The 14,745-nt window shown below is 58.9% G+C and carries 15 protein-coding genes; 8 read left to right on the top strand and 7 right to left on the bottom strand.

Features of this window, described 5'->3' with window-relative positions; all coding sequences use genetic code 11:
• Positions 1-8: 8 nt before the first annotated feature.
• From RD1_RS13190 to RD1_RS13175, 4 genes are all read right to left on the bottom strand, one after another.
• On the bottom strand, positions 9-2,093 hold the full coding sequence (locus RD1_RS13190; protein ID WP_011569007.1) for an alpha-galactosidase: 2,085 nt from the start codon (positions 2,091-2,093) through the stop codon (positions 9-11).
• Positions 2,090-2,938 carry a carbohydrate ABC transporter permease gene (locus tag RD1_RS13185; RefSeq protein ID WP_011569006.1) on the bottom strand — a complete coding sequence of 283 codons (849 nt, stop codon included), beginning with the start codon at positions 2,936-2,938 and terminating at the stop codon, positions 2,090-2,092. Before RD1_RS13185 ends, RD1_RS13190 begins: the two co-directional genes overlap by 4 nt.
• A 68-nt stretch (positions 2,939-3,006) precedes the next feature.
• Complete coding sequence (locus RD1_RS13180; protein ID WP_011569005.1) at positions 3,007-3,933, bottom strand: carbohydrate ABC transporter permease; 927 nt, start codon at positions 3,931-3,933, stop codon at positions 3,007-3,009.
• 98 nt (positions 3,934-4,031) lie between these two features.
• Complete coding sequence (locus RD1_RS13175) at positions 4,032-5,291, bottom strand: ABC transporter substrate-binding protein (RefSeq protein WP_011569004.1); 1,260 nt, start codon at positions 5,289-5,291, stop codon at positions 4,032-4,034.
• Between the two features lie 231 nt (positions 5,292-5,522).
• Between RD1_RS13175 and RD1_RS13170 the strand changes: the two genes are divergently transcribed.
• Both RD1_RS13170 and RD1_RS13165 read left to right on the top strand, forming a co-directional pair.
• Positions 5,523-6,314: an IclR family transcriptional regulator gene (locus RD1_RS13170; protein ID WP_011569003.1), complete on the top strand. Its 792-nt coding sequence runs from the start codon at positions 5,523-5,525 to the stop codon at positions 6,312-6,314.
• Between the two features lie 4 nt (positions 6,315-6,318).
• Complete coding sequence (locus tag RD1_RS13165) at positions 6,319-7,377, top strand: ABC transporter ATP-binding protein (RefSeq protein ID WP_011569002.1); 1,059 nt, start codon at positions 6,319-6,321, stop codon at positions 7,375-7,377.
• A gap of 249 nt (positions 7,378-7,626) precedes the next feature.
• Here the strand turns inward: RD1_RS13165 and RD1_RS13160 are convergent, their stop codons facing one another.
• A complete protein-coding gene (locus RD1_RS13160; RefSeq protein ID WP_044033139.1) occupies positions 7,627-8,829 on the bottom strand; it encodes an FAD-binding domain-containing protein in 1,203 nt (400 codons plus the stop codon).
• 150 nt (positions 8,830-8,979) lie between these two features.
• Here RD1_RS13160 and RD1_RS13155 point away from each other — a divergent pair, with 150 nt between their 5' ends.
• From RD1_RS13155 to RD1_RS13130, 6 genes are all read left to right on the top strand, one after another.
• On the top strand, positions 8,980-9,606 hold the full coding sequence (locus RD1_RS13155) for an ATP-dependent Clp protease proteolytic subunit (protein ID WP_011569000.1): 627 nt from the start codon (positions 8,980-8,982) through the stop codon (positions 9,604-9,606).
• A 138-nt stretch (positions 9,607-9,744) separates the two neighbouring features.
• Positions 9,745-11,010 carry an ATP-dependent Clp protease ATP-binding subunit ClpX gene (clpX, locus tag RD1_RS13150; protein WP_011568999.1) on the top strand — a complete coding sequence of 422 codons (1,266 nt, stop codon included), beginning with the start codon at positions 9,745-9,747 and terminating at the stop codon, positions 11,008-11,010.
• Between the two features lie 130 nt (positions 11,011-11,140).
• The gene (locus RD1_RS13145; RefSeq protein ID WP_011568998.1) at positions 11,141-11,503 is read left to right on the top strand and encodes a RidA family protein; all 363 of its coding nucleotides are present in this window, start codon (positions 11,141-11,143) and stop codon (positions 11,501-11,503) included.
• Between the two features lie 81 nt (positions 11,504-11,584).
• Complete coding sequence (locus RD1_RS13140; RefSeq protein WP_011568997.1) at positions 11,585-11,968, top strand: NADH:ubiquinone oxidoreductase subunit NDUFA12; 384 nt, start codon at positions 11,585-11,587, stop codon at positions 11,966-11,968.
• Between the two features lie 5 nt (positions 11,969-11,973).
• The gene (gene mlaD / locus RD1_RS13135; RefSeq protein ID WP_011568996.1) at positions 11,974-12,420 is read left to right on the top strand and encodes an outer membrane lipid asymmetry maintenance protein MlaD; all 447 of its coding nucleotides are present in this window, start codon (positions 11,974-11,976) and stop codon (positions 12,418-12,420) included.
• Positions 12,417-12,776 (top strand): DUF2155 domain-containing protein, encoded by a 360-nt coding sequence (locus tag RD1_RS13130; protein WP_011568995.1) that lies wholly within the window; start codon positions 12,417-12,419, stop codon positions 12,774-12,776. The genes mlaD and RD1_RS13130 overlap by 4 nt, the downstream gene beginning before the upstream one ends.
• On the opposite strand, the gene aat is transcribed toward RD1_RS13130, so the two are convergent.
• A complete protein-coding gene (aat, locus tag RD1_RS13125; protein ID WP_011568994.1) occupies positions 12,740-13,372 on the bottom strand; it encodes a leucyl/phenylalanyl-tRNA--protein transferase in 633 nt (210 codons plus the stop codon). The two genes, RD1_RS13130 and aat, sit on opposite strands and share 37 nt — an antisense overlap.
• Before the next feature lie 12 nt (positions 13,373-13,384).
• Positions 13,385-14,737 (bottom strand): acetyl-CoA carboxylase biotin carboxylase subunit, encoded by a 1,353-nt coding sequence (gene accC / locus RD1_RS13120; RefSeq protein ID WP_011568993.1) that lies wholly within the window; start codon positions 14,735-14,737, stop codon positions 13,385-13,387.
• Positions 14,738-14,745: the final 8 nt, after the last annotated feature.

Below are 14,745 nucleotides of genomic sequence, written 5' to 3'. Positions count from 1 at the left end.
GAATTTGGTCACAGGCGGCGGCCCTCCAGCACCCAGATGAAATCGGGAAAGCTCCATGGCAGTGTCACGCCATGCTGCATCAGCGCCGCACCGGATAGTGTCACAGGGCCGTCCTTGAGCGCCAAAGACCCGCGCGACAGATGCGGGGCATCGGCGCGGTTGCGCAGGCTGACCGCGTAGCGCGCATCGGGGTCCAGCCGCGTAAGGCGCAAGGGACGTGGGGCGATCTGATCCGAGGTGCCGGATTTGCCCACAAAGGCTACGAACTGGCGCCCGTCGCGCGCCAGTTGTTGTTCTGCGATGACCGCAGGGTCCGAACTGTCCAGCCGCAGGATGTCCGCGTGTTCCATCCAGTCGCGGTTGTCTTTCCACCACCCGGTGACATCGCGCAGCACTTCCGCCTCGCGCTCGGTCAATTCGCGCGGGTCCATCTCGAAACCCATGTGGCGCTGTGCGGCGACCCATGCGCGCAATGCAATGTCGAGGACACGGCCCGAGGTATGGCATCTGCGCGGGCCCACATGGCTGCCCGTGACGCAGGCGGGCAGGAACAGCGCGGCGTTGTGCTGAATTCTGAGGCGTTCCAACGCGTCGTTGCTGTCAGACAACCAGACCCTTTGGCTGCGCTGCAGGATGCCGAAATCAATCCGCCCACCGCCCGAGGCGCAGCTTTCGATTTCCACCTGCGGGAAATCGGCGCGCAGCCGGTCGATCAACGCATAGCTCCCGTCGGTCTGCGCCGCATCGGGCATGGGCAGGACGCGGTTGTGGTCCCATTTGATGTAGTCGATCGGATGGGCGGTCAGCAGCGCGGCGATGCGGTCATAGAGATAATCGCGCACCTGTGGCAGGGCCATGTTCAGCAGTTTTTGCTGGCGTCCAAGGATCTGGTCCGCAGGCCCCAGCGCCCAGTCGGGATGTGCGCGGTAGGTGTCTGAGTCCGGGTTGATCATTTCCGGTTCAAACCAGATGCCGAAACCCATGCCCTGTGCCCGCACATGCGCGATCAGCGGGTCGAGGCCTTCGGGGTATTTGCGTGTATCCACCGCCCAATCGCCCAGCGAAGAGGTGTCATCGTCGCGCTGCCCGAACCATCCGTCATCCAGCACGAAACGCTCCGCACCAAGGGCGGCGGCGCGGCTGGCGATATCCTTGAGCACGGCGAGGTCGTGGTTGAAATAGACCGCTTCCCAGCAGTTGTAATGCACCGGGCGCGGACGGCCCGTGTCGGTCCACGCGACGATCCGGTCGCGCACATGGCGTTGAAACGGGACGGCGCAGCCGTTCAGGCCCTCGCAGGAATAGACCGCATAGATAGGCGCGGTCTGAAACTCGGTGGCTGGCGTCATGTGCGTGCCTGCGGCGTGCCCGAATTGAATTTGACGGCGCCCATCGGGCAGTTCTTCGGCGATCATCCGATGCCCGCCGGACCAGCCATAGTGAAAGGCATAGGCCTCGCCTGCGGTATTGCGCGCCCCCTTGCAGGGCACGATCAGACCGGGGAAATGTTCGTGGCCCGTGCGCCCCGTGCGGTTTTCGCGCATGCGGATGCCCGGCGACCATGGCGTGCGGTTCATCTGAAACTCACCACACCAGCGGCCTGCGAAATCAATCATCGCCTCGCTGTGCTGCGGGGCGGGCAGGACGGGGGCCGCCAGCCAGTCCAGATGCAGCGGGCGGTCAGCAGATAACCGTGCTGTCATGGCAATCACATGGGTGTCGGCATCCAGCGTGAATTCGGCCACATAGGTCAGCCCGTGGGGCGCATCGACGCAGGTAACGGTCAAGGTCAGCTCGGACTGTGTCACGTGATCCAGCCGGAATTTCGGCAGGAAAGGCGTGCCGTCCCGGTCACGCACAATGAGACCGGGCTGGCCCGGGAAGCTGCGTGCAGCCTCAGGGCAGAGCGACAGATCCGGGTTCTGATCCAGCATGCCACCCGTCACATCGAGCGTGCTGACATCGCTGAGCGCGCACAGGTCTTCGCCCGGTGGCAGGGGCGCGCCCCAGTAAATGACCTGCGGGCACCGCCCATTTGTCGAGGCAAGCGCCAGCGTCTGGCGCGCGTCATCCAGCCGCCAGCACTCTGTCACTTGACGGCGCCCAGCGTCAAACCTGCGATAAAGTGCTTTTGCATCAGAAAGAACATCAGAACCGGGGGCAGGGCGGCGACAATGCTGCCCGCGCTCATCAGGTGATAGGCCGCACGGAACTGCGCGTTGAACGAGGTGATGCCCGCCGTGACAGGCTGGCTTTCCGGTCCTTGTGTCAGGACCACCGCCCAGAAATAATCGTTCCAGATAAAGGTAAAGATCAGCACCGACAACGCCGCAATCGCGGGTTTCATCAGGGGGATCACGACGTACCAGAAAATCTTCCACTCGGCGATGCCTTCAACACGCGCGGCTTCGATCAACTCGAACGGCAGGGCGCGGATGAAATTGCGCATGAAGAGCGTACAGAACCCGGTTTGAAACGCGATGTGAAACAGTACCAACCCGGTTTTGGTATTATAGAGCCCCATATCGAGTGTCAGATCACGCACCGGCACCATCAGGATCTGGAAGGGCACGAAGTTGCCCGCCACGAACATGAAGAATATCCAGATGTTCGATTTGAATTTGTAAATCCCCAGCGCAAAGCCCGCGAGGCAGGACAGCGCGACGGCACCGACGACAGTTGGGACAGTAATCAGGACCGAATTCAGCATGTAGCGCGGCATGTCAGAGTTGAAGAACACCTGCCCGTAGTTGTTGAACAATTCGAAAGACGACGGCATGCCCCAGTAATTCCCTTGGGTGAAGTCTTCGGCGGGTTTGACGGAGAACACGGCAACCGCGATAAGCGGCAGCAACCACATGATCAGCGCCAGCGGCAGCAGGGACTGATAGGTCAGCTGTGCAGGGCGGGATCGCTTTTCAATGGGGGTGGGGAACATCTCTTAACCCTCCGTGCGGGCTGGCAGGACCGCGTGTTTTGCCTCAGGAAAGGGGGTGCGCAAATGGGTCATCGGCCACGCTCCTCTTTCCACATGGACCACAGGAAATAGGCGATAAAGACCAGCATGATCAGAAACAGCACCACCGCGATGGCAGCACCATAGCCCATACGGAACCCGTATTCGGACAACGCTTTTTCAAACATGTAAAATGACAACACCCGGGTCTGCCCGAACGGTCCACCGTTGGTCATGATCGAGATCAGATCGAACGAGCGCAGTGCGCCGATGATCGTGACCACAAAGGCGATGAAGGTGGCGGGTTTGAGCTGCGGGATGATGATGTACCACAGCATTTTCCAGCCCTTGGCCCCATCCAGTCGACCCGCCTCGATCTGCTCGGGGTCCACGGCGTTCAGCCCTGTGAGGTAGAGGATCATGCAATAGGCCGTCTGCGGCCAGAGGCCAGCCGCGATAATGCCATAGGTCGCCCATGACGGATCGCCCAGCACATTGACGGGACCAAGCCCCACAAGGCCCAGCATTCCATTGAGCAGCCCCTCATTGGGCAGGTAGAACCATGAAAAAACGAGGCCGACCACCACTTGGCTGATCACGAAGGGAAAGAAAAACAATGATTTATAAAGGCGTATGCCGGTGACTGTCTGATTGAGAAACAGCGCGATAAATAAACCGCCGGGAATGGCCAGCAGATAAAACAGCAGCCACTTGAGGTTGTTCCAGAGCGACACCTCGAACGCGCCGTCGTCCATCAGTTCGACGTAGTTGCCCATGCCTATAAAGCGCGCCTCGCCCAGCCCGTCCCAGTCGTAAAACGAGATCACGATGGATTGGTAGATCGGCCAGATCACATAAAAGGCAAAGAACAGGATTGCAGGGGCCAGAAACAGCCAGGGCGTCACGGCGATTTCGTTGCGCTTGTACCAACTGCGGCTTGTGGTGCCGGGCGGGAGGGTTGGATCAACTGAGGACATGAAGCATCTCCTGCGGCGTGCGGACCCTCTTTGGCCAGCATGCCAACCTGCGAGGCGACATCAGGCCGGGCGCGTGAGCATCCGGCCTGACATTGGATTTACTTGGCGTAAACGCGCTCGGCCACCTTGTCGAGACGGTTAAGGATGTCATCGAGGTTGTCGGGAATCACCATGAATTCCTGCAAACCCTGCATGGCTTCGGCAGCCATTTCCGCCGGGTAGTCGCGGTCAAAGAACTGCGCGACACCGCCCGGAGAGTTGGATGACAGCATCGCAAATCCCTCGTTCAGGAATTTATCATCATCCACCGACGCGCTGGCGTTGATCGGCAGCTGACCAAGGTTTGCGCCATTGTTGATCTCGGTCTGGACATCCGCAGAGACCACGTAGCGCAGGAATTCGCGCGCGGCTTCCTTGTTCTGGGCGCCGGATGGGATGTGGAACGTATCCGTCGGCGCGTCCTCGGCCAATGCGACATCTGGGTTGATCACGGGGAACTGGTAGAAATCCAGCTGATCATCGGTCAAACCCGCCTCGCGCAGCGGAGCCACGGCAAAGTTGCCCATGAGGTAGGCGGCAGCCTCGCCCTTGACCATGAAGGGCAGCGCTTCCTGCCAGGAATAGTTCTGATGGTTCTCGACAAAGGCGCCCATGTCGATCAATTCGCGCCAGTTCGCAAAGGTGGCGCGGACCCGGTCATCGGTCCATTTCACCTCACCGGCGGCCAGCGCCATGTGGAAATCAAAGCCATTGGTGCGCATGTTGAGATAGTCAAACCAGCCCCCCGCCGTCCACAGGAATTTGGACCCGATGGTATAGCAGGCACGACCTGAATCGATAATGACCTGACAATTCGATTTCATTTCATCGAACGTTGCGGGTTCGGACAGGCCAAGTTCTTCGTAGATGTCTTTGCGGTAATAGATGCCCCACTGATAATAGGTGTAGGGCACGCCCCATTGCTTGCCGTCGATCGTCATTGCGCCCTTGGTGGACGCGAGGTTCTCGGCGATCTCAGGCTCCGCCCAGAGGTCGGAGACATCCTCGAACAACCCTGCGGTGACGTAGGGTGTCATGCGGTTGGCGGCATACCATGTCGCCACATCCGGCGCATCGGCGGTCAGGAAATTGCGGATCTGTGTTTTGTAAGCCTCGCGGTCAATCACCGTCGTCTCGATGTTGAGATCGGGGTGCAGGGCCGCGAAATCACCGATCATCTTTTCCATCGTCGCGCGTGGTGCCGGATTGGAGGTGTCGAGGAATATCTTCAGATCCCCCGTCAGCTCGGCCTGTGCGGCCCCTGCGATCATGGTTGATCCGGCCAATGCCAAAGCCATGGATGTGGTGGTAAAGCGCATGGTGTCCTCCCTAAGGTACGATTGCGTCATATGATCATATGAGTTTCATTATTTGAAACTTGGTTTTATATATTGAAAACTACAGCGCAATCTGCCTAGACTGTCAACAGTGTTCTTTTCCCGGTGGGCGGGAACATGCGGCATAGTATGGGGCAGATGCCCCTGCGCCAATCAGGTGGCACAGCGATTTTGCCTTGTGCCACAGACAGATGAGGGGGGGACCGGCTGGGCATGTCCGGGGATGGAACGGTAGGCAAGGCACTTGATGTGCTGGATCAGGTGGCAGAGTTTGGCCAGCCTGTGCGCTTTGCCACCTTGCTGGCGCAGAGCCAGTTTCCCAAGGCCACGCTTTATCGGTTTTTGCAAACGCTCACATCGCAAGGCATGCTGGCTTATGACCCTGAGCGTCAGACCTACAGCCTGGGCGTGCGTCTGGTGCGGCTTGCCCATGCGGCATGGGCGCAGAGTTCACTGGCACCGATTGCGCGCCCCCATCTTGACCGGCTGAGCGCCGAGATTGACCAGACGGTGCATCTGGCACAACTGGACAATGCGCAGGTGCTCTACGTGGACAAGCGCAATGCGGCCCAACCGGTCGAGATGTTCAGCGATGCAGGCAAGGTCGGGCCGGCCTATTGCACGGGCGTGGGCAAGGCGATGCTGGCCTTCCTGCCGTCTGCGGATCTGGACAGGGTGATCGCGCAGCAGTCGTTTCACCGTTTTACCCCCAATACATATACCTGCGCTGAAACACTTTGCGCGGAATTGGGTCGCATCCGGGCGCGCGGCTATGCCTTTGATCGCGAAGAGCATGAACCCGGCATTATTTGCATCGCGCATCCGATCCTTGCGCCGGGGGGGCGGGTGTTGGGCGCTTTGTCGATCACGGGGTCCACGCGGATCATCTCACTGGATCAGTTGGAGGCGCTCGCGCCATGTCTTGCGCGGACTGCCACTGCCATTGCAGCGGATGTGCAGGACTGGCGCTTTCCCGATGCAAAGCCACAAATGACAGGGACGTAACCATATGACAGGTGTCACGCTTCAGAAAACGATCAAACGCTATGGTGAAACGCAGGTGATCCATGGGATTGATCTGGAAATCAAGGACGGTGAATTCTGCGTGTTCGTTGGGCCGTCCGGGTGCGGCAAGTCCACCTTGCTGCGCATGATCGCCGGGCTGGAAGAGACCAGCGAAGGGCATATTCATATCGGTGCGCGCGATGTGACGCGCATGGACCCTTCGGAACGCGGTGTCGCCATGGTGTTCCAGACATATGCGCTTTATCCGCATATGACGGTCGAGGAAAACATGGGATTCGGCCTGAAGATGAACGGTGTGCCCAAGGCGGAGATCGCCAGGAAGGTGCATGCCGCTTCTGACATCCTCAAGCTGGATAATTACCTCAAGCGCAAGCCAAAGGCCCTGTCAGGCGGGCAGCGACAGCGGGTGGCCATTGGGCGCGCCATCGTGCGCGGGCCGGAGGTGTTTCTGTTTGATGAACCGCTCTCCAATCTCGATGCGGAGTTGCGTGTGGAAATGCGGGTCGAGATCGCGCGCCTGCACAAGGAAATCGGTGCGACGATGATCTATGTCACCCATGATCAGGTCGAAGCGATGACGCTGGCTGACAAGATCGTCGTGCTGCGCGCAGGTCATATCGAACAGGTGGGTGCGCCGCTTGAGCTTTACCGTGATCCCGACAACCGCTTCGTGGCCGGGTTTATCGGATCGCCCGCAATGAATTTTCTCAACGGCACCGTGGTCGAGGGCGGCATTGATGTGCCCGGTCTGGGTCGCAGGGTCACAACGCAGGTCAAACTGCCCGCCCTTGGCAGCGCAGTGGTCCTTGGCGTCCGGCCGGAACATCTGGTGGTGCAGATGGGGCAGGGCGGGTTAAAGGCGGAACTCTCCGAAGCTTTGGGCGGTGTGTCCTATCTGCATCTGGACACGCCAACCGGCGAACGCATCATCGTGGAAGAACGCGGCGATGACCGTGCAGCGGCGGGCGATATCGTAGATGTCACTTTCGAAGAGCGCCGCGCGATGGTGTTTGAACGCGACAGCGGTTTGCGGCTTCGCTAACCATGGCGCAGCTGGCCTGCGCATGATCCGCTCCCATGATGCGTCTATGGCTTCACGGCCCGAAGTTTGTGAATATATCGCGTTTTGGAAACTTCTACGCGTCTTTTGCACAGATAAAGCTCCGAAATGAGCAGGAAATATCAAGTGAAAATCCGCAAAAGTGATTGACCACGGCGCTGTTCAGGCCCGCATGATGCCGAGAGAAAACGGCGCGCCTGGTGTAATGCGACTGTGCATCCTCTTTGGCACTCACGCGGCCTGAATATCGGCGATGAAGGTTGGCAGTTTCTTTTTGAACGGAAAAAACCCACGGGTTGCATGGGGCCAGGTCATTCGGTCATAGGGGCGCATCAGTTGGATGATCGGCGGTGTGTGATCGGATTTTGACGCCTGCGCCAGCAGTGTGGCAACGGGTCCGACCGGCGCATAGGGCGTCACGATCTGCTCAAGGTTTTGCGCCTTGGCCCAGGCCTCAACATCGCTGTGCGAAGTCAACGGTGCCTGCGGGCCCAGACGCTCGCTCCAGCGGGTCGTCACATCATCCAGTGCCGCGCTGCGAAAAGCGGCGATGTGGGGCGCGCTTTCCAGGGGGCCGAGTTTGGTTTGAGGCTGCAGGACACCGCAGGCATGCGGGTCAACCATGTTGAGGAAAAAGCCGGGGCTGAGGTCTTCTTCATGCAGCAGGAAACCGGTGCGCAGTGCAGGATCAAACGCATCCCCTGCCGGTAAACTGCGGGGTTCCGGGGGCAGGGGGGCATGGCGCGGAATGGCTTCGCCAGCCAGTTGCCACTTGGGGTGAAACCGATTTTCGGTAAATTTCGATATATTGCTCGTACGGGCCAGATAGGTTTTGCCTTGGGTCTGGATGCCAGCCACCCACCGCCAGCCCAATGTGTTTGACGCCGGATCCCCGTCGAGCAGATGCCGCAGAAAGAAATCCGCGCCCAGTTCCCATGGCAATTCAAGCGTGAAAATCCAGATGGATGCAAACCACATCCGGGCGTGATTGTGCAGGTATCCCGTCTCGACCAACTCGCGCGCCCATGCATCGAAACAGTGGATCCCCGTCTCGCCACGACAGGCGTTTTCCCAGCGCGCACGCAGACCTGCCTGTGTCTGGACATCATTCCACGCCTGATCGAGGGCCATCTGATACTGCGTCCAGACCGCCGGGCGCAGTTCAAGCCAGCCTTTCCAATAGGTACGCCAGAAAACCTCCTGCACGAATTTTTCCGCAGCCGCCGGGCTGTGGCGGTGCAAGACGGCATTGACGACTTCACTTTCAGTGATCAGCCGACAGCGCAGGTAGGGTGATAGGGTCGACACATGCGTGTGATTTCCCGGGCCAAGGTCATAGTTTCTGCGCGCCGCGTAATCGCGCCCCGCTTTGGGAACGAAAGCCGTGAGCCGCTCAAGCGCAGCACGATGCGAGGGGGGAAATAGCTGTGACATCTGGCGCGACTTAGGCTTGCGGGAACGCAGGTCAACAGCGGAACCCAAAGTTGTGCAGCCCCCCTTGCGGCTCCTGCGCGCCAACACTAATGTTCTGTCAACCGTTCGCAGGTATGGTCCTGACAACGACGCAGCAGACAGGCATTCCACATGAAAGATCCGATTGAAACCTACATGAACCTTGTTCCCATGGTCGTGGAGCAAACCAGCAGGGGCGAGCGTGCATATGACATTTTCTCACGCCTCCTGAAGGAGCGGATCATCTTTCTGAACGGCCCTGTGCATGACGGCATGTCGTCGCTGATCGTGGCGCAGCTTTTGCATCTTGAGGCAGAAAACCCGGCCAAAGAGATATCCATGTATATCAACAGCCCCGGCGGTGTCGTGACCTCTGGGTTGTCGATCTATGACACGATGCAATACATCAAACCCAAGGTGTCGACCCTTGTGATCGGACAGGCGGCCTCGATGGGGTCCCTGCTGCTGACTGCGGGCGAGGCGGGCATGCGCTTTTCTCTGCCCAACAGCCGTGTGATGGTCCACCAGCCATCGGGCGGATATCAGGGGCAGGCGACCGACATCATGATCCACGCGGCCGAGACGCAGAAACTCAAGGACCGCCTGAACGAAATTTATGTCAAGCACACGGGTCAGACCATGAAGAAGGTCGTCGACGCGTTGGAGCGGGACAATTTCATGTCCCCGGAAGAGGCGAAAGAGTTTGGCCTGATCGACGAGATTGTTGAAAATCGCAGCAAAGATGATGCCGAAACGTAACGAGGCATTTGCCTGACGGCCCGTTTACCATTTAGCGATTGTGGACGGGCTGGGGCTGGCCTAAACTGATACTAAGGATGGAGGGCGCACCAGATCGCTGGTGGCTCACCAAAGGATGCGGCACCGGAAAGGTTTCAAATGGCGACGAATTCAAGCGGAGACGGCAAAAACACGCTATATTGCAGCTTTTGTGGGAAAAGTCAGCATGAAGTGCGCAAACTGATCGCCGGCCCGACCGTCTTCATCTGCGATGAATGCGTTGAGTTGTGCATGGATATCATCCGTGAGGAAACCAAGGCTTCGGGGCTCAAGGCCACTGATGGCGTGCCGACCCCGAAAGACATCTGTGCAGTGCTGGATGATTACGTGATTGGTCAGGCCATGGCGAAACGCGTTCTGTCGGTGGCGGTGCACAATCACTACAAGCGGCTCAATCACGCGCAAAAAGGCGGCGATATTGAACTGGCCAAATCCAACATTCTTTTGATTGGCCCGACTGGTTGCGGTAAAACGCTTCTGGCCCAGACACTTGCGCGCATTCTGGACGTTCCTTTCACCATGGCGGATGCCACAACGCTGACCGAAGCGGGCTATGTCGGTGAGGATGTGGAGAATATCATTCTCAAGCTCCTGCAATCCTCCGAGTATAATGTCGAACGGGCGCAGCGCGGCATCGTCTATATTGATGAGGTCGACAAGATCACCCGTAAATCCGAGAACCCCTCGATCACGCGGGATGTATCGGGTGAGGGGGTGCAGCAAGCCTTGCTCAAGCTGATGGAAGGCACAGTTGCATCCGTGCCGCCACAGGGCGGTCGCAAACACCCGCAGCAGGAATTCCTGCAGGTCGACACGACGAACATCCTGTTTATCTGTGGGGGCGCTTTCGCGGGGCTCGACAAGATCATCGCGGCACGCGGCAAGGGTTCGGCGATGGGATTCGGTGCTGATGTGCGCGGGAATGATGATCGGGGTGTCGGCGAGATCTTTACCGACCTCGAACCGGAGGACCTGCTGAAATTTGGGCTGATCCCGGAGTTCGTCGGTCGTCTGCCGGTGCTTGCGACACTCGAAGACCTGGACGAGGACGCGTTGGTCACAATCCTGACGCAACCCAAGAACGCGTTGGTGAAGCAATACCAACGCCTGTTCGAACTGGAAGATACCGAACTAACGTTCACGGATGACGCTCTTTCCGCCATTGCCAAACGGGCGATTGAGCGCAAGACAGGCGCGCGCGGGCTGCGTTCCATCCTTGAGGACATCCTGCTCGATACCATGTTTGACCTGCCGGGCTTGGAAAGCGTGACAGAGGTCGTGGTGAACGAAGAGGCTGTAAATTCGGATGCAGCACCTTTGATGATCCATGCCGACGCCAGCAAGGAACCGGCAAGCGCGGGCTAACGCGTGCTTTGCGCCCCATCATGAAAACGGGGCACTGAGCCCTGTTTTTCCGTAAGATCGCAATCCCGCTCGACTGATGCGACCGCCCCGAGCTGTGCTTGCGCCAACCATACCAAACGAGAACAAGAGCATGTCGTTCAAGCGTATCTCCTCCGGTGGCGCCTTTGAAACTAAGGTTGGGTATTGCCGCGCTGTAGTCGCGGGGGGGTGGGTGCATGTCTCGGGCACCGTTGGTCAGGGCGATACGGTGACCGAGCAATGCGCCTCAGCGCTTTCTGTCATCGAGGGGGCCCTTGAAAAGGCCGGCTGTGGCTTTGCGGATGTGGTGCGGGTGACATATATGCTGCCCCGCGCCGCTGATTTCGAATCCTGTTGGCCCCTCTTGCGCGCCGCTTTTGGCGCTAACCCGCCCGCTGCGACCATGATCGAATGCAATCTGATTGACCCACACTTCAGGATCGAGATCGAAGTCACCGCTTTGCTGCCCGAATAGACGCGGCAAACCGCGCATCCATCTGGACGTTTTCGGTACAATCCGCCATAGGTGTTGTAACGGTTTGATCGGAGAAAACCCATGGGCCTTTTGACTTCTATTTTGCGCTCCGTCACGTGGTGGAACGGGCAAACACTGAACACGCAACTCTGGACATGGCGCAATGGCGTCAAAGTGGGCGAAGACAGCCAGGGCAATGTCTTTTACGAGAACAAGGACAAAAAGCGTCGTTGGGTCATTTACAACGGTGAAGCCGAGGCGAGCCGCGTTGACCCTGACTGGCATGGCTGGCTGCACCACACGTGGGACACCACGCCCAGTGAAGCGCCGCTGAACCATAAACCGTGGCAAAAGCCGCATCAGGAAAACCTCACAGGCACGGCGCTGGCCTATGCGCCAAAAGGCTCCATTCGCCGCGCAGAGCCCGAACCGCGCCGTGATTACGAGGCCTGGACGCCGGAGTAGAATAGATGGCTGAACACACAACAGAAGTTCTTGTCGGGGCGGGCGTTCTTGCAGCCGCCATCGGATTCGTGGTCTACGCTGGCCAGATTTCGGGCTATGCGGGCGGGGCGTCAACCTACCCGCTGGAGGCGAGCTTTCGCAGTCTTGAAGGTGTGAATGTGGGCAGCGATGTGCGCCTCGCAGGTGTCAAAATCGGCACCGTTTCCGAGGTTATGCTGAACGCCGAAACATATCGCGCCGATACTACCGTTTCGCTGAATGCAGGGATCGAAATCCCGGATGACAGCGCGATCATCATTTCGTCCGAAGGACTTCTGGGCGGGAACTTCGTCGAAATCGTGCCAGGTGGGTCGCCATATTTTTATGCGGCAGGCGACCAGATCGAGGATACACAGGGCGCAGTCAGTCTTGTGTCACTGTTGTTGAAATTCGTGGGCGGTTCCTCTGAATGATCCTGCGATGCGGTTTGGCGCTTGTGCTCATGGCCTCAGCCGCATTTGCGCAGCAGGCGGCAACGGAAGCAACGGGTGCACAGCTGCGCGGGGTGGACCGGATAAACGGCGAAACCTTTGAAATTATCGTGCCAAAGGGTCAGACAGCGAAACTGGACCGGATCAGCATCCGGTTGAACGCCTGCCGCTATCCCGTCGGAAACCCGTCCGGCGATGCCTTTGCCTCGCTTGAGGTGCGCGACATTGATTCCGGCGCTTTCATTTTTTCCGGCTGGATGATCGCATCTTCACCGGCGCTTTCTGCGATGGATCATCCGCGCTATGACATCTGGGTGATGCGCTGCACGACCTCCTGAGGGCTGCGCAGAGGCGGATTGAGAAAACTGGCCGGGCGGGCGCAGGCTTCCTGAAGCCGCTTTTGGTATTGCGCCCGGCTTATTTCGATTGCACCGAGAGAGGCGAGATGCTCGGTCAGGAATTGCGTGTCAAACAGCGCAAAGCCACCATCAAGCAGCCGGTCCACCAGACAGGCCAGCGCAATTTTCGACGCGTTGCTGCGGCGTGAAAACATGCTTTCGCCAAAAAACGCAGCCCCCAGCGTAACCCCGTAGACCCCGCCGACCAGCGTGTCGCCTTCCCAGACTTCAAGCGAATGGGCCCGGTCCTGCGCGTGCAAGATGTTGTAAAGACGGCGGATTTCGTCATTAATCCAGGTGTCGGCGCGATCCGCGCACCCGTCCACGACGCCGGCGAAATCCTGGTCAATCCGTATATCAAACGCCGTGCGCAGCATCTGACGGCGCAAGGAACGGGACATATGAAACCCGCGCAGCGGCATGATGCCCCGGCGCAGGGGATCAACCCAGAAAATGTCCGGATCATCGCGATGCTCTGCCATCGGGAAAATGCCCGTGGCATAGGCCTGCATCAGCACATCCGGGGTCAATCGCATGACGACAAACCCTTAAGTTGCGCTGAGGTTTGCGTCCAGCCACTGCTCCAGCCAGTGAATGTTGTAGCCACCCGACAGAACGGCTTCTTCTTCCAGCAGGGCATGAAAGAGCGGCACCGTCGTATCAACGCCATCAACGATCAACTCCCCCAGCGCGCGATGCAGCCGTGCGAGCGCCTCGGGTCGATCACGGCCATGCACGATCAGCTTGCCGATCAGGCTGTCGTAGTAAGGCGGGATCGAATAGCCGTCATAAAGCGCGGAATCCATCCGCACGCCAAGACCGCCGGGCGCGTGATACTGCGTGATGCGGCCGGGGCAGGGTGAGAAATTCGGCAGTTTCTCCGCATTGATGCGCACTTCGATGGCATGTCCGTTGATTGTCAGGTCTTCCTGCCGGAAGGACATCTCCATACCGCTGGCCACGCGAATCTGTTCGCGCACAAGGTCTACGCCGAAAATCGCTTCGGTCACCGGATGCTCAACCTGCAGCCGCGTGTTCATCTCGATGAAGTAGAACTCACCGTTTTCGTAGAGAAATTCGATCGTGCCCGCGCCGATGTAGTTGATCCGCGCCACCGCATCCGCGCAGACCTTGCCGATGGCCATGCGCTCTTCGGCAGAAATGGATGGGCCAGGAGCCTCTTCAAAGACTTTCTGGTGGCGGCGCTGCAATGAACAATCCCGCTCGCCCAGATGCACCGCGCGGCCCTTGCCATCGCCAAACACCTGTATCTCGATGTGGCGGGGTGTGGTGAGGTATTTCTCGATATAGACCTCATCATTGCCGAAATTCGATTTGCCCTCGGCGCGCGCGGTCAGAAAGGCTTTTTCCATCTCTTCCGCGTTCTGGGCAACTTTCATGCCGCGCCCACCCCCGCCCGCGGTTGCCTTGATGATGACGGGATAGCCGATTTCCGCACCGATGCGCTGCGCTTCCTCCAGCGTTGCAACGCCGCCGTCAGAGCCGGGCACGCAGGGCACGCCGAGGTTTTTCATCGTCTCCTTGGCGGTGATCTTATCGCCCATGATGCGAATATGCTCGGCGGTCGGCCCGATAAAGCTGATCCCGTGATCTTCGACGATCTGCACGAAGCCCGCGTTTTCGGACAAGAACCCGTATCCCGGATGTATCGCCTCTGCGCCGGTAATTTCGCAGGCAGAAATGATGGCGGGAAAGGACAGATAGCTTTGCTGGCTCGCCGGTGGACCGATGCAGATGCTTTCATCGGCCATGCGCACATGCATCGCGTCGCTGTCCGCAGTCGAGTGTACCGCAACTGAGGCAATGCCCATCTCGCGCGCGGCCCGCACAACGCGCAGCGCGATCTCGCCCCGGTTGGCAATCAAAATCTTGTTGAACATGCTGGTCG

It is taken from the genome of Roseobacter denitrificans OCh 114, from assembly GCF_000014045.1.
GTDB lineage: Bacteria > Pseudomonadota > Alphaproteobacteria > Rhodobacterales > Rhodobacteraceae > Roseobacter > Roseobacter denitrificans.
Note: the sequence above shows the minus strand (reverse complement) of the source record. Positions and strands in the feature narration are given on the sequence as shown.

What these genes read in the sequence shown, in the direction of transcription:
- RD1_RS13180 (WP_011569005.1), bottom strand. Translation starts at nt 3,933, where the DNA reads ATGTCCTCAGTTGATCCAACCCTCCCGCCCGGCACCACAAGCCGCAGT.
- clpX (WP_011568999.1), top strand. Translation starts at nt 9,745, where the DNA reads ATGGCGACGAATTCAAGCGGAGACGGCAAAAACACGCTATATTGCAGC.
- RD1_RS13170 (WP_011569003.1), top strand. Translation starts at nt 5,523, where the DNA reads ATGTCCGGGGATGGAACGGTAGGCAAGGCACTTGATGTGCTGGATCAG.
- aat (WP_011568994.1), bottom strand. Translation starts at nt 13,372, where the DNA reads ATGCGATTGACCCCGGATGTGCTGATGCAGGCCTATGCCACGGGCATT.
- mlaD (WP_011568996.1), top strand. Translation starts at nt 11,974, where the DNA reads ATGGCTGAACACACAACAGAAGTTCTTGTCGGGGCGGGCGTTCTTGCA.
- RD1_RS13145 (WP_011568998.1), top strand. Translation starts at nt 11,141, where the DNA reads ATGTCGTTCAAGCGTATCTCCTCCGGTGGCGCCTTTGAAACTAAGGTT.
- RD1_RS13175 (WP_011569004.1), bottom strand. Translation starts at nt 5,291, where the DNA reads ATGCGCTTTACCACCACATCCATGGCTTTGGCATTGGCCGGATCAACC.
- RD1_RS13155 (WP_011569000.1), top strand. Translation starts at nt 8,980, where the DNA reads ATGAAAGATCCGATTGAAACCTACATGAACCTTGTTCCCATGGTCGTG.
- RD1_RS13130 (WP_011568995.1), top strand. Translation starts at nt 12,417, where the DNA reads ATGATCCTGCGATGCGGTTTGGCGCTTGTGCTCATGGCCTCAGCCGCA.
- RD1_RS13185 (WP_011569006.1), bottom strand. Translation starts at nt 2,938, where the DNA reads ATGTTCCCCACCCCCATTGAAAAGCGATCCCGCCCTGCACAGCTGACC.
- RD1_RS13140 (WP_011568997.1), top strand. Translation starts at nt 11,585, where the DNA reads ATGGGCCTTTTGACTTCTATTTTGCGCTCCGTCACGTGGTGGAACGGG.
- RD1_RS13160 (WP_044033139.1), bottom strand. Translation starts at nt 8,829, where the DNA reads ATGTCACAGCTATTTCCCCCCTCGCATCGTGCTGCGCTTGAGCGGCTC.
- RD1_RS13165 (WP_011569002.1), top strand. Translation starts at nt 6,319, where the DNA reads ATGACAGGTGTCACGCTTCAGAAAACGATCAAACGCTATGGTGAAACG.
- accC (WP_011568993.1), bottom strand. Translation starts at nt 14,737, where the DNA reads ATGTTCAACAAGATTTTGATTGCCAACCGGGGCGAGATCGCGCTGCGC.